This window comes from Citrobacter sp. wls826, from assembly GCF_005281245.1.
Taxonomy (GTDB): Bacteria; Pseudomonadota; Gammaproteobacteria; order Enterobacterales; family Enterobacteriaceae; genus Citrobacter; species Citrobacter braakii.
This window is the reverse complement of sequence record NZ_SZWS01000012.1, coordinates 54,775-68,595: the sequence shown is the minus strand read 5'-3', so window position 1 is coordinate 68,595 and position 13,821 is coordinate 54,775. Positions and strand designations below refer to the sequence as shown.

Sequence of the window (13,821 nt, the reverse complement as noted above, 5' to 3'; positions counted from 1 at the left end):
TATGGAAACTGTTTGAACCAAGGTCGACCGCAGCAAATTCCTGCGGTCGTGGAGTCTTGTCGTGTATTGGCATAGCGTTAGTCAGGTTGCTCGAGTGATTTGATGTAGTCGTATATCGCCAATTGTGACTGAACCTTACGGCGGTTTCCGCGCGGTACGTAGCGATTACTGAGTTCTTTATCGATGAAGCGAGCCTTCACCGTGTCGCTGAACAGGATATCGATAATATCCAGCACCCGTTGCTTAAGACGCGGGTCCAGCAGCGGTGTGGCGACTTCGATGCGATAGTCGATATTCCTGGTCATCCAGTCTGCGGAGGAGAGGTATACCTGCTTGTCGCCACCGTTTTCGAAGATATAAACCCGGTCGTGTTCAAGGTAGCGGTCAACTATGCTTATCACGCGAATATTGTCGCTAATGCCTTCCAGGTTCGGAATCAAAGAGCACATACCGCGAATCAATAGATTGACTGGCACGCCTGAGCTTGAGGCCGCATAGAGACGATCAACCAGGCCTTTATCGACCAGGTTATTCAGTTTTAGGGTGATACCGGAAGGCTGTCCTTGCTGCGCGTTGGCGATTTCTTTGTCAATCATCGCGTACAGCAAACGGCGCGAGTTCTGCGGAGATACCAGCAGATAATCGAACGTCACCGGACGATACGGGTTCTCGATGAAGTTGAACACCCGACGAACCTCGTTGGTAATGCGTGAGTCGGCGGTAAGTAACGAGTAGTCGGTATAGAGACGCGCCGTTTTTTCGTTGAAGTTCCCCGTCCCGATATGCGCATAGCGCACAACTTCATCACCTTCTTTACGCGAGATAAGGAACAATTTGGCGTGAATTTTCAGGCCCGGCGCGGAGAAGATGACGTGAACGCCAGCCTCGGTAAGACGCTTGGCCCAATGAATGTTGGCTTCTTCATCAAAGCGAGCCTGCAACTCCACCACCACGGTGACTTTCTTACCGTTGTGCGCAGCATGGATCATCGAATCAATGATGCGCGAGTCTTTGGCCACACGGTAGATGTTGATTTTTATCGCCAGCACGCTCGGGTCGAAAGAGGCCTGGCGCAACAGTTCAAGAACGTGCTCAAAAGTGTGATACGGATAATATAGCAGCACGTCGCGTTCGCGAACGGCGTCAAAGCCGTTACGAAACTTCTCGTTATCGAACCAGATATGGCGCAAACGCGGCAGCGGTTTGTTCACCAGGTTAGCTTTGCCAACGTTGGGGAAATTAATAAAGTCTTTGAAGTTATGGTAACGCCCGCCGGGAACAATCGAGTCGTAGCGAGAAATCGTCAGCTTTTCACGCAGTACCTCGACCAGCGCATTGGGCATGTCGCGCTGATAGACAAAACGTACAGGCTCTGCGGTCAGACGCTGTTTCAGGCTGGACGACATCAGCTCCATCAGGCTCGATTCCATCTCGTGCACCAAATCGTATTCGGCGTCGCGAGTCATTTTCATCGAATAGGCGTTCAGCGCATCGTAATCAAAGAACCCTTTGAAAATGTCGTCAAGGCAGTAGCGTAAGATGTTGTCCAGCAGGATCATCGGTTTGCGACGGCGCGGGGTTTCCGGCGGTAGATTCACAAAACGGGGAACCTTGTCGGAAGGGATTTCCAGCAGCGCGTAGCGGATCGTATCGCCGCGGATAATTTCCACCGCCAGATAGGTGTAGTCATCTTTCAGAAACTGAACTAAATCCGTCTCGCGGTTGATCAGGATCGGTGTAATGTGCTGGCGAAGATATTGTTTGAAGTAGTGGCGTAACCAGCTCTGTTGATTGACCGACAACTGACGTTCATTGATAAGGAAAATCTGGTTGCGCGCCATCTCCAGCAGCAACTCGTTGTACAGGCCGTCAAATTCCTGATCGGCTTTTAATACGCGGGCCTGGATTTTACCTAACAGATGGCGGGAGTGAGAGTTTGAACCCTGTTCTTCGCTAATAATGATTCGGCGCTTCAGTTCGGCAAAACGAACCTTATAAAACTCGTCGAGATTATTGGAATAGATGCCTAAGAAACGCATCCGTTCGATCAACGGGTTTGACTTATCAGCAGCTTCCTGGAGTACACGTTCGTTGAACGCTAACCAGCTGAGTTCTTTCTCGATGTATAGCTTTTCCTGACCCATTACCACTTTTACTCCGTTTCATTCACGGGACACTACCGATTTATTATGGCGAGCATTGCTCTCAGATGTCCAACAGTGCCAGAAAAATATGACAATAAACCGTCTGATAGCAAAGAGAAAGGGGGAGCGTAGATGAATACCGGAGATGTTAACCGGAAAAGGTATTTATGCCTGTAAACCGGATGATGAGATCCGGTTTACAGGTTGATTTTATTCTTCGTCGGCGGCGTAGCCTTGTGGCGGCAGACAAACGCCGTCCAGCCATGCTGCGTTATCACGCATCTTCAGGCGACCATCAGTAAACCAGCTTACCACCAGCGGGTAAATGGTATGTTCCTGGGCCTGGACTCGTGCCGTGACATCATCTTCGCTGTCGCCTTCAAATACCGGAACTTTGGCCTGGAGAATAACCGGTCCGCCGTCCAGTTCATCGGTGACGAAATGGACGGAAGTGCCATGCTCTTCATCGCCGTTTTCCAGAACCTGACGGTGCGTGTGCAGGCCAGGATACTTCGGCAATAAAGACGGATGGATATTCAGCAATCGTTCAGAATAGTGAGCAACAAACGCCGGGCTTAGAATGCGCATATAACCGGCCAGCACCACGACATCGGGGGCATAAGCGTCGATCTCTTGTATTAGTTGCTGGTCGAATGCTTCGCGACTGACAAACTGGGCGGCTTCCAGCGAGTGTGCAGGAATATTCGCTTCGCGTGCGCGCTCAAGGCCGAACGCATCGGCCTTGTTACTGAATACTGCACGTATGGTGCCATTGATTTTATTCTGTTCGCAGGCATCCATTATCGCCTGCAAATTGCTTCCGTTGCCGGAAATGAGCACCACAATGTTTTTCATTCAATGACCACACGCTGTTCGGAATCAGAAGCTTTGATGATACCGATTTTCCATGCGTTTTCACCTTTCTCATTGAGCAAAGCAAGGGCGTTGTCCACTTCAGAAGCTGGCAGGGCGATAACCATGCCTACGCCGCAGTTAAAGGTGCGATACATCTCATGCTGGCTGACGTTACCCGCCGTTTGCAGCCAGTTGAAGACGGCTGGCCACTGCCATGAAGATTCATCGATCACAGCCTGCGTGTTGTCTGGCAGAACGCGTGGAATATTTTCCCAGAAACCACCGCCGGTCAGGTGGGCAATGGCATGCACATCAACCTTCTCAATCAGTTCCAGAATGGATTTGACATAAATGCGGGTCGGGGCCAGTAAGTGATCGGCCAGCGGCTTGCCTTCAAGCTCGGTGGTTTCCGGGTCACAACCGCTGACTTCCACAATTTTGCGCACCAGAGAGTAGCCGTTGGAGTGCGGACCGCTGGAGCCGAGTGCAATCAGTACGTCGCCGTCAGCCACTTTTGAACCGTCAATGATCTCTGATTTTTCGACGACGCCAACGCAGAAGCCTGCCACGTCGTAATCTTCGCCGTGGTACATCCCCGGCATTTCAGCCGTTTCACCGCCGACAAGAGCACAGCCAGACTGCAGACAGCCTTCGGCAATACCGTTAATGACGCTGGCTGCGGTATCCACATCCAGTTTGCCGGTAGCATAGTAGTCGAGGAAAAACAGCGGCTCAGCGCCCTGAACCACGAGGTCGTTGACGCACATTGCGACGAGGTCAATGCCGATAGTGTCGTGGCGTTTCAGATCCATCGCCAGACGCAGTTTTGTGCCGACGCCATCAGTGCCGGAAACCAGTACCGGTTCACGATATTTTTGCGGCAATGCGCACAGCGCACCGAAGCCACCCAGACCACCCATAACTTCCGGACGACGAGTTTTCTTTACTACGCCTTTGATTCGATCAACCAGAGCATTACCTGCATCAATATCAACACCGGCATCTTTGTAGCTAAGAGAGGTTTTATCGGTCACTGCCTGCTTCCCCACATGTTTACTTGCAGTAAAAGTTAAATTCGGCGCAATTCTAACAGGGAAAGCAAACGTTTGCGAGCCTGCTCTGCATCAAGTTTTATGTGCTGATTTTTTCAGCATTTTACAATCATTTATCTATTTGTTTGAACTGCGCCACGAAAATGAAACCGGGTACAGTCTTGTGCTTGAAACCTGCCTGCTGAATACACAGTATCGTACTGAAACCGGTTTCTGTTTTCTGTTGCGGACTTCATCAACAGCGTTTTGCACAGAGTAATCACGAGAGGGGAAGGGTATGTCAGGATTTAAAGCAGATTTCATGTGGGGTGGTGCCGTAGCCGCTCATCAACTGGAAGGTGGCTGGCAGGAAGGTGGAAAAGGAATTAGCGTTGCTGATGTCATGACGGCGGGGGCGCATGGCGTGGCGCGTGAAATCACTGACGGTGTGATTGCTGGTAAAAACTACCCTAACCACGACGCCATCGATTTTTATCACCGCTATAAAGACGACATTAAACTGTTTGCCGAAATGGGGTTTAAATGTTTTCGTACTTCGATTGCCTGGACGCGTATTTTCCCCTTAGGCGACGAAGCGCAACCCAATGAGGCTGGCCTGCAGTTCTATGATGACCTGTTTGACGAATGCCTGAAATATGGCATTGAACCGGTGATTACGTTGTCGCATTTCGAGATGCCATACCATCTGGTGACGGAATATGGCGGCTGGCGTAACCGTAAGCTTATCGATTTCTTTGTCCGTTTTGCCGCAGTGGTTTTTACCCGTTACCAGCACAAAGTGAAGTACTGGATGACGTTTAATGAAATTAACAACCAGGCAAATTATCACGAAGACTTCGCGCCTTTTACTAACTCTGGCCTGAAATACCAGCCCGGTGAAGACCGCGAGCCGGTTATGTACCAGGCGGCGCACTATGAACTGGTGGCAAGCGCGCTGGCGGTAAAGGCTGCGCGTGAGATTAACCCGGCATTGCAGATAGGGTGCATGATTGCCATGTGTCCTATCTATCCACTGACCTGCGCGCCGGACGATATGATGATGGCGATGAACGCCATGCACCGGCGTTACTGGTTTACCGATGTCCATGTGCGCGGCAAATACCCGCAGCATCTTCTCAACTACTTTGCCCGGCGTGGCTTTGATCTTGATATCACCGAGGAAGACCGTCAGGCGCTGACCGAGGGTTGTGTCGATTACATCGGCTTTAGCTACTATATGTCTTTCGCAACGCAGGCCACGGCAGACAACCCACAGCTGGACTACGACGAGTCGAAAAGTCTGGTTTCCAACCCGTACGTGCAGAAATCGGACTGGGGCTGGCAGATTGATCCCGTTGGTCTGCGCTATTCGCTGAACTGGTTCTGGGATCATTACCAACTGCCTCTGTTTATCGTAGAAAACGGCTTTGGTGCGATTGACGTGCAGCAGGCCGACGGATCGGTGGATGATTCCTATCGTATTGACTATATGGCCGCACATATCAGCGAAATGAAAAAAGCGGTAGTGGAAGATGGCGTGGACCTGATGGGTTATACACCGTGGGGCTGTATTGATTTAGTCTCGGCCGGGACGGGGGAGATGAAAAAACGCTACGGCTTTATCTATGTTGATAAAAATAATGACGGAAGCGGAACGTTAGCACGCTCGCCGAAGAAATCTTTTTCATGGTATCAAAACGTTATCCAGACTAATGCTGAATATCTATAAAATTCATAGTATTGACAGCCAGCCCCGCCAATAATGCGGGGCTTGTTTTATACTCATCATCCAGATGCAAACGACTTTGGTTGATCCATATCAAGCGTATCCAGTGTTGCGCCAGAGACGAAAAGCGGTATAATCCGGCGATTTTTTTTGTGGTTGCCACTCGTCTGAGGAAAGGAGAAGAGTATGAAGATCGTGGAAGTCAAACACCCACTCGTCAAACACAAGCTGGGACTGATGCGTGAAAACGACATCAGCACTAAACGCTTTCGTGAACTCGCCTCGGAAGTTGGCAGCCTGCTGACTTATGAAGCAACCGCTGGTCTGGAAACCGAAAAGGTGACCATTGAAGGCTGGAACGGTCCGGTTGAAGTTGACCAAATCAAAGGTAAAAAAATCACCGTTGTGCCAATCCTGCGTGCGGGCCTGGGCATGATGGAAGGCGTACTGGAAAACGTTCCGAGCGCGCGTATCAGCGTGGTTGGTATGTACCGAAACGAAGAAACGCTGGAGCCGGTTCCGTACTTCCAGAAGCTGGTATCTAACATCGATGAGCGTATGGCGCTGATCGTTGACCCGATGCTGGCAACCGGCGGTTCCGTTATCGCCACCATCGACCTGCTGAAAAATGCAGGCTGCACCAGCATTAAAGTGCTGGTCCTGGTTGCGGCACCGGAAGGTATCGCGGCACTGGAAAAAGCGCACCCGGATGTTGAGCTGTACACGGCCTCCATCGATCAGGGGTTGAACGAGCACGGATACATTATTCCGGGGCTCGGCGATGCCGGCGATAAGATTTTTGGTACCAAGTAAACGAATAAGTGAAAAGAAGCCGACTTTAAGAGTCGGCTTTTTTTTGAATATAACAACCCAAGGCTAATAACAAACAACACTCAGAGGAAAACACTATGACGCGCCGTGCTATCGGGGTGAGTGAAAGACCGCCGCTTTTACAGACAATCCCGCTTAGTTTGCAGCACCTGTTCGCCATGTTTGGCGCAACGGTACTGGTGCCAGTCCTGTTCCACATCAACCCGGCTACCGTTCTGCTGTTTAACGGCATTGGTACGTTGCTGTATCTCTTTATCTGTAAAGGTAAAATTCCTGCGTATCTGGGTTCCAGCTTCGCATTTATTTCCCCAGTACTGCTGTTGCTGCCGTTAGGGTATGAAGTGGCGCTGGGTGGTTTCATTATGTGCGGCGTTCTGTTCTGTCTGGTTTCTTTCATCGTTAAGAAAGCAGGAACCGGCTGGCTGGATGTCATGTTCCCTCCTGCGGCGATGGGCGCAATCGTTGCCGTCATCGGTCTGGAGCTGGCTGGCGTCGCTGCGGGCATGGCGGGGTTACTGCCAGCAGAGGGACAATTACCGGATTCAAAAACCATCATCATCTCAATGGTGACGCTGGCGGTTACGGTATTTGGCTCTGTACTGTTCCGCGGTTTTATGGCGATTATCCCGATTCTGATTGGGGTGCTGGCCGGCTACGCGCTCTCCTTCGTGATGGGAGTCGTGGACACCACGCCGATTGCGCAGGCCCACTGGTTTGCTCTGCCAACGTTCTACACGCCGCGCTTTGAATGGGTTGCCATTCTGACCATCCTGCCGGCGGCGCTGGTGGTCATCGCTGAACACGTTGGACACCTGGTGGTAACGGCGAATATCGTGAAAAAAGATTTGATTCGCGATCCTGGCCTGCATCGCTCAATGTTTGCCAACGGCCTGTCTACGGTTATCTCTGGTTTCTTCGGCTCTACGCCGAACACCACGTACGGTGAAAATATTGGCGTAATGGCGATTACTCGTGTTTACAGTACCTGGGTTATCGGCGGCGCGGCAATTTTTGCCATTCTGCTCTCCTGTGTGGGCAAGCTGGCGGCGGCGATCCAAATCATTCCACTGCCGGTCATGGGTGGCGTATCGCTGCTGCTGTACGGCGTGATTGGTGCTTCCGGTATTCGCGTACTGATCGAGTCAAAAGTTGACTACAACAAAGCGCAAAACCTGATCCTGACCTCGGTTATTTTGATCATCGGCGTGAGTGGCGCGAAAGTTCACATTGGTGCCGCTGAGCTGAAAGGCATGGCGCTGGCGACCATTGTTGGCGTTTGTCTGAGCCTGATTTTCAAAGTTATCAGCCTGCTGCGTCCGGAAGAAGTCGTGCTTGACGCGGAAGATGCCGACAGTCCGCAACAGTAAATCTCTTACCGGGCGGCGATGCTGCCCGGTTCTATCACGACGTATTTCTGTGTTAAACTCAACGCGATTTTATGAAATCCTGGGTTGAGGTATCTCTGAACACACCGGCACAGCTCTCTTTGCCACTTTATCTTCCTGACGACGAAACTTTCGCAAGTTTCTGGCCGGGGGATAACTCCTCTTTACTGGCTGCACTGCAAAACGTGCTGCGTCAGGACCATAGCGGGTATATTTATCTCTGGTCGCGTGAAGGCGCTGGCCGTAGTCATTTGCTGCATGCAGCTTGTGCGGAACTGTCCGCGCGCGGCGATGCGGTAGGCTATGTGCCGCTCGACAAGCGTACCTGGTTCGTCCCCGAGGTGCTCGACGGTATGGAGCATTTATCGCTGGTATGCATCGATAACATCGAATGTGTGGCCGGGGATTCGCTGTGGGAAATGGCGATCTTTGATCTCTACAACCGCATCCTGGAGTCGGGGAAAACGCGTCTGCTGATCACCGGCGATCGCCCGCCAAGACAGCTGAATCTGGGGTTGCCGGATCTCGCCTCGCGCCTGGACTGGGGACAAATCTACAAGCTGCAGCCGCTTTCCGATGAAGATAAGCTGCAGGCGTTGCAATTACGCGCCAGACTTCGTGGGTTTGAACTGCCGGAAGATGTGGGACGCTTCCTGCTCAAGCGTCTGGATCGAGAAATGCGTACGCTGTTTATGACGTTGGATCAGCTTGATCACGCATCGATCACCGCCCAGCGTAAGCTGACCATTCCATTCGTAAAAGAGATACTGAAGCTGTAAGCGCCGCAGCCGAAAAAACTGCGGCAGGTTTCAGGTTAACCGATGATTTCCAGTACCTGCTCCGGCGGGCGTCCAATTCTCGCCTGGCCTTTGGCAACCACAATCGGGCGCTCCATCAATTTCGGGTTTTCCACCATTGCCTGAATCAGCGCATCTTCACTCAGATTTACGTCCGCCAGATTAAGTGACTTATAGAGATCTTCTTTCTGGCGCATCAGCTCGCGCGCGCTGGACATGCCCAGCATCTGCAGCAATTCACGCAGGGTTGTGGCGTCAGCCGGGGTTTCCAGATACAACACCACTTCCGGGTCCACACCGTTGGACTTCAGTAACTCCAGCGTTTCACGGCTCTTGGAGCAGCGTGGGTTATGGTAGATTTTAATCGCGTCTGACATGACTTCTCCTTGCATAACAATCCTGCCGGATGGCGACCAAAAGACCTTATCCGGCCTACATATCGCCATCCGGCAAGGGTTCGATAATTACATTTTCGTATACGGTTTAAAGCGCTCTTGCAGTTGGCGTAGCTGGTCGATACGGGCATCGTATCTGGCCTGCTGCTGGCTACCCAGCTTGACCTGTGAGCTTGCGCTGCTGAGCATCGAAATCGCCTGATCCAGACGTCCTGCGAGGGCATACCCTTCCGCGCGGGCTGCCAGCTCCTGGTCGCGGTTGTTCAGGTTGGCTTCCGTTTGCGCTAACAGATCCCAGCCGTTAGGGTCGTCCTTATGGTTAAACGTATAGCGATTCAGGATGGTCGCTGCCTCTTTGGCTTGCCCGGCCTGTAAATACGCATTTGCCAGGTTGAGCTGCAGTACCGGGTTGGTGCGCAGGTCGCGGGCGTTTTTCAACCGATTAATGGCATCGCTGGTTTTCTTCTGACCGAGATCGATATCCGTTGCCAGGTCGAGATACCAGGCATTGTTAGCATCTGCCGCCAGCAGCGGTTGCAGTGCTTTACGTGCCTCGTCATATTTACTGGCCTCCATTGCCTGCAATGCCCGGCCATACTGCGCCGCACGTTGCTCACGTATGTTGCCTTTCGACCAGTTACTCAGCAGGTCATCGGTCAGCTGGTTGCGACCAGAGTTGTACATGCCTAAGGTGCGTGCCTTGGCCAGATAAAAATCTTCTGAAGACTGGACGACAGCCGGACGCATTTGGTTGGCGCGGTTACGGGCATCCGACAGACGGCTTTCTGGCAGGGGGTGAGTCAGCAAAATTTCTGGTGGACGCGAAGAGTAACGGGCCTGATCGAGCAATTTTTCCAGAAACGTCGGCATGGCCTGGGGATCGAATCCCGAGCGTTGCAGTACCTGAATACCGATGCGGTCTGCTTCCTGTTCGTTTTGCTGCGTAAAGCTAATCATCCCCTGACGTGTACCCGCCAGCGTACCGGTCAGCGCCGCCATACCCGCCTGCGGGCTGGCCATCGCCAATAAAATTGACCCTAACGCACCCACCCACGTTAGCGGTGCGCTGCGTTTCTGGTCTTCCATTGCACGCGCCAGGTGACGCTGGGTAACGTGGGAAATTTCGTGCGCCATAACCGATGCCAGTTGGCTTTCGTTATCGGAATAGCGGAACAGTGCGGAGTGCAAAACAACGTTGCCGCCAAAGAAAGCAAAGGCGTTGATTTCATCGTTGTTAATCAAAAAGAAGGTGAAGGGCGTTTTTACCGAGTCGGCGTGCGAGACCAGACGCATCCCCAGCGCATTAATGTATTGCGTCAGCAACGGATCGTTAATTAATGGCGCACTGCCGCGCAGCTGGCGTACATAATAATCGCCCATCTGCATTTCCTGTCCTATGGAAAGCGTACTCCCTGCCGAGGTTCCCATATCAGGTAGGGTGTCCGCGGTTTCTGCAAATGCGGGCGCAACCTGACCGATGGTCAGTGCAGCAATGAGGGTAGCAACCAGGTTTTTTTTCAACTGCCTGAACATAACCTCTGTCCTGTATTCTTTTTTGAGATAGCCATTTGACCAATGCCGTGAAGTTTCGTTCACACTCCGCAAGCTTAGGGAGTGTAACTGCGAAACCTGACGATGAACACCCAGGAAAAATGACTTTTCACTTTGCGTAATCCGCTATAAAAAGCGAAGTCTTTTTTGTGACATTTCGATACAATTCGGGATCGCAATCCCGCTATTGGATTCATGGAAGGGTTTTATGCTCGAAATGTTGATGCAATGGTATCGCCGCCGCTTTAGCGACCCCGAAGCCATCGCCTTGCTGATTATTCTGGTTGCCGGTTTTGGCATCCTGTTCTTTTTTAGCGGTCTTTTGGCGCCGCTGCTGGTCGCCATTGTGCTGGCGTACCTGCTCGAATGGCCGACAGTACGGCTGGAACATATTGGTTGTTCACGGCGTTGGGCGACATCGATTGTGTTGGTGGTGTTTGTCGGTATTTTGCTGCTGATGGCGTTTGTGGTAATGCCCGTTGCATGGCAACAGGGGATCTACCTGATCCGCGATATGCCCGGCATGCTCAACAAATTGTCTGATTTTGCCGCCACCTTACCGCGGCGTTATCCGGCGCTGATGGATGCGGGCATTATTGATGCGATGGCGGAGAATATGCGCTCGCGAATGCTCACCATGGGCGATTCGGTGGTGAAATATTCGCTGGCTTCACTGGTCGGATTGCTGACGCTGGCGGTGTATCTGATTCTCGTCCCGTTGATGGTGTTCTTCCTGATCAAAGATAAAGGACAAATGCTGAACGCAGTGCGTCGGGTGCTGCCGCGTAATCGCGGACTGGCGGGGCAGGTGTGGAAAGAGATGAACCAGCAAATCACCAACTATATCCGCGGCAAGGTGCTGGAAATGGTGGTGGTCGGCGTGGCGACCTGGCTCGGCTTCCTGCTGTTTGGCCTCAACTATTCGCTGCTGCTTGCGGTGCTGGTAGGCTTCTCCGTGCTGATCCCGTATATCGGCGCTTTCGTGGTCACTATTCCGGTGGTCGGTGTGGCATTGTTCCAGTTCGGGCTTGGCACCGAGTTCTGGAGCTGTTTTGCCGTATACCTGATAATCCAGGCGCTGGACGGTAATTTGCTGGTGCCGGTGCTGTTCTCCGAGGCGGTAAATCTGCATCCGCTGGTGATTATTCTCTCAGTGGTGATATTCGGCGGCCTGTGGGGATTCTGGGGCGTATTCTTTGCGATTCCTCTGGCGACGTTAATCAAAGCGGTAATGCATGCCTGGCCGGATGGTCAGGTCGTTGATGAACCCTAATCTGTTTGCTCCGGCGATGCAATGTCGCCGGAGCCGAACTTGTCTGACCTCTATCCACACATTCTGAATAATCTCCTCTGGTGTCGTTTTTCTCTGCGTTTGTCTTTAACTTGACCCGCGTGATGTCTTTAAGTCACGCAAGGAATAAGGCCAACAGGAGAACAAAATGGGTCACAACACACACACGCAGCAGAAGGTGGGATGGGGCGGTTATCTCGCTTTTTTTATTACGATTATTCTTTTTTCCGGTATGTTTGCGAAAAGTACCGAATGGTGGCGAGTCTTTGATTTCACCGTTCTCAACGGTGCGTTTGGGCAGATTAATGCGGCGGGGGACTCAGCGGTCTCTTTTCGCGGCACGGGCGGTATGGGCGCAAAAGACGGCTTCTTATTCGCGCTTGAGCTGGCGCCTTCCGTCATTCTTTCACTCGGGATAATTTCCGTCACCGAAGGGCTGGGAGGGTTGCGTGCGGCACAGCAACTGATGACGCCAGTCCTGCGCCCGTTACTCGGTATTCCGGGTATTTGTTCGCTGGCGCTGATTGCGAATATGCAAAATACCGATGCTGCGGCAGGGATGACTAAAGAAATGGCGGAAGAGGGCATTATCACTGAACAGGAACGTGCCATTTTTGCCTGCTGGCAAACCAGCGGCAGTGCGTGTATTACCAACTATTTTTCTTCGGGTGCCGCGTTGTTTACGATGGTTACCGTTCCGGTGATTACGCCGCTGGCGGTGATCCTTGTCTTCAAATTTGTGGGTGCGAACCTGCTGCGTTTGTGGATTGCGCAGCTGGAAAATCGCCGTACGCAGCAGGAGGCGTGAGATGACAACGCAAGTACGTAAAAACGTCATGGATATGTTTATCGATGGCGCACGGCGCGGATTCACTATTGCAACAACCAGCCTGTTGCCTAACGTGGTAATGGCGTTTGTGATTATTCAGGCGCTGAAGGTGACGGGACTGCTCGAGATTGTCGGGCGGGTATGTGAGCCGGTAATGGCGCTGTGGGGACTGCCGGGGGAATCTGCTACCGTACTGCTGGCGGCGGTGATGAGTATGGGAGGCGGCGTCGGTGTTTGCGCCAGCCTGGTTGTCGCCGGTACGCTTTCGGGACATGATGCTACGGTGCTGTTACCGGCTATCTACCTGATGGGCAATCCGGTGCAAAATGTGGGACGCTGTCTGGGTACCGCGGGGGTCCATCCCCGTTATTACCCGCTTATTATTGCGGTATGCGTAATTAATGCGCTGCTCTCTATTTGGGTTATGCAGGTTATTGCCTGACAAGGAAGGTTATGAACTGTTCCATTCTTAATTTGACGTTGTTCCAGCAGGGACACGTGTACGCGCCGGAAGACTTAGGACGCCAGGATATACTGGTGTCTGACAGCAAAATTGTTGCCATCGCGCCGTCGATTTCCCCTGACGATTTTCCTGGCTGCGAGTGTATCAATCTTGACGGTGCGATTGTGTGCCCAGGATTTATCGATCAACACGTCCATCTGATTGGCGGCGGTGGAGAAGCGGGGCCGCACACCCGCACGCCGGAAGTACGCTTGTCGCGGCTGGTTGAAGCTGGCGTCACCTCGGTGGTGGGATTGCTGGGGACAGATGGTATTACCCGTCACCCTGAATCGCTGCTGGCGAAAACCCGCGCGCTGGAATTTGAAGGCATCAGCGCATGGATGCTGACCGGGGCGTATTCTCTGCCTTCCCCGACCATCACCGGCAGTATCGATCGCGATGTGGCGCTGATCGATAAAATTATTGGCGTGAAATGTGCTGTTTCGGACCATCGTTCTTCAGCCCCGGACACCTCGGCGCTGGC

13 protein-coding genes and 1 pseudogene are annotated in these 13,821 nt (G+C 52.4%); 8 read left to right on the top strand and 6 right to left on the bottom strand.

Annotation, left to right across the window (positions count from 1 at the left end; genetic code table 11):
* The 4 genes from FDW87_RS21450 to purM form a co-directional block, all read right to left on the bottom strand.
* Positions 1-73 (bottom strand): hypothetical protein (locus FDW87_RS21450; protein ID WP_252362949.1); only part of this gene is annotated, 73 nt, incomplete at its 3' end.
* 4 nt (positions 74-77) lie between these two features.
* On the bottom strand, positions 78-2,144 hold the full coding sequence (ppk1, locus tag FDW87_RS01325) for a polyphosphate kinase 1 (protein ID WP_003835119.1): 2,067 nt from the start codon (positions 2,142-2,144) through the stop codon (positions 78-80).
* A 210-nt stretch (positions 2,145-2,354) separates the two neighbouring features.
* Positions 2,355-2,999: a phosphoribosylglycinamide formyltransferase gene (gene purN, locus FDW87_RS01320; protein ID WP_137379377.1), complete on the bottom strand. Its 645-nt coding sequence runs from the start codon at positions 2,997-2,999 to the stop codon at positions 2,355-2,357.
* Positions 2,996-4,033: a phosphoribosylformylglycinamidine cyclo-ligase gene (gene purM, locus FDW87_RS01315; protein ID WP_016157121.1), complete on the bottom strand. Its 1,038-nt coding sequence runs from the start codon at positions 4,031-4,033 to the stop codon at positions 2,996-2,998. Before purM ends, purN begins: the two co-directional genes overlap by 4 nt.
* 295 nt (positions 4,034-4,328) lie before the next feature.
* Here purM and FDW87_RS01310 point away from each other — a divergent pair, with 295 nt between their 5' ends.
* The 4 genes from FDW87_RS01310 to FDW87_RS01295 all read left to right on the top strand — a co-directional run bounded on the left by FDW87_RS01310 (position 4,329) and on the right by FDW87_RS01295 (position 8,751).
* Positions 4,329-5,759, top strand: a complete 1,431-nt coding sequence (locus FDW87_RS01310) for a 6-phospho-beta-glucosidase (RefSeq protein WP_047358229.1) — start codon at positions 4,329-4,331, stop codon at positions 5,757-5,759.
* Positions 5,760-5,942: 183 nt separating this feature from the next.
* Positions 5,943-6,569, top strand: coding sequence for a uracil phosphoribosyltransferase (gene upp, locus FDW87_RS01305; protein WP_003835110.1), 627 nt, complete (start codon positions 5,943-5,945; stop codon positions 6,567-6,569).
* 95 nt (positions 6,570-6,664) lie between these two features.
* A complete protein-coding gene (uraA, locus tag FDW87_RS01300; protein WP_016157119.1) occupies positions 6,665-7,954 on the top strand; it encodes a uracil permease in 1,290 nt (429 codons plus the stop codon).
* A gap of 95 nt (positions 7,955-8,049) precedes the next feature.
* Positions 8,050-8,751: a DnaA inactivator Hda gene (locus tag FDW87_RS01295; RefSeq protein ID WP_200049399.1), complete on the top strand. Its 702-nt coding sequence runs from the start codon at positions 8,050-8,052 to the stop codon at positions 8,749-8,751.
* Positions 8,752-8,786: 35 nt separating this feature from the next.
* On the opposite strand, the gene arsC is transcribed toward FDW87_RS01295, so the two are convergent.
* The gene (arsC, locus tag FDW87_RS01290; RefSeq protein WP_046275209.1) at positions 8,787-9,146 is read right to left on the bottom strand and encodes an arsenate reductase (glutaredoxin); all 360 of its coding nucleotides are present in this window, start codon (positions 9,144-9,146) and stop codon (positions 8,787-8,789) included.
* Between the two features lie 87 nt (positions 9,147-9,233).
* Entirely contained in the window at positions 9,234-10,697 is a 1,464-nt protein-coding gene (bepA, locus tag FDW87_RS01285; RefSeq protein ID WP_016157117.1) for a beta-barrel assembly-enhancing protease, read from the bottom strand.
* Positions 10,698-10,923: 226 nt separating this feature from the next.
* On the opposite strand from bepA, the gene FDW87_RS01280 reads away from it, so the two are divergent.
* The 4 genes and pseudogenes from FDW87_RS01280 to FDW87_RS21445 all read left to right on the top strand — a co-directional run.
* The gene (locus FDW87_RS01280) at positions 10,924-11,988 is read left to right on the top strand and encodes an AI-2E family transporter (protein WP_016153975.1); all 1,065 of its coding nucleotides are present in this window, start codon (positions 10,924-10,926) and stop codon (positions 11,986-11,988) included.
* A gap of 166 nt (positions 11,989-12,154) precedes the next feature.
* A complete protein-coding gene (locus FDW87_RS01275; protein WP_080859827.1) occupies positions 12,155-12,814 on the top strand; it encodes a nucleoside recognition domain-containing protein in 660 nt (219 codons plus the stop codon).
* A gap of 1 nt (position 12,815) precedes the next feature.
* Positions 12,816-13,277, top strand: coding sequence for a YjiG family protein (locus FDW87_RS01270; protein WP_003037948.1), 462 nt, complete (start codon positions 12,816-12,818; stop codon positions 13,275-13,277).
* Between the two features lie 11 nt (positions 13,278-13,288).
* A pseudogene (locus FDW87_RS21445) lies at positions 13,289-13,821 on the top strand (beta-aspartyl-peptidase); the annotation flags it as partial.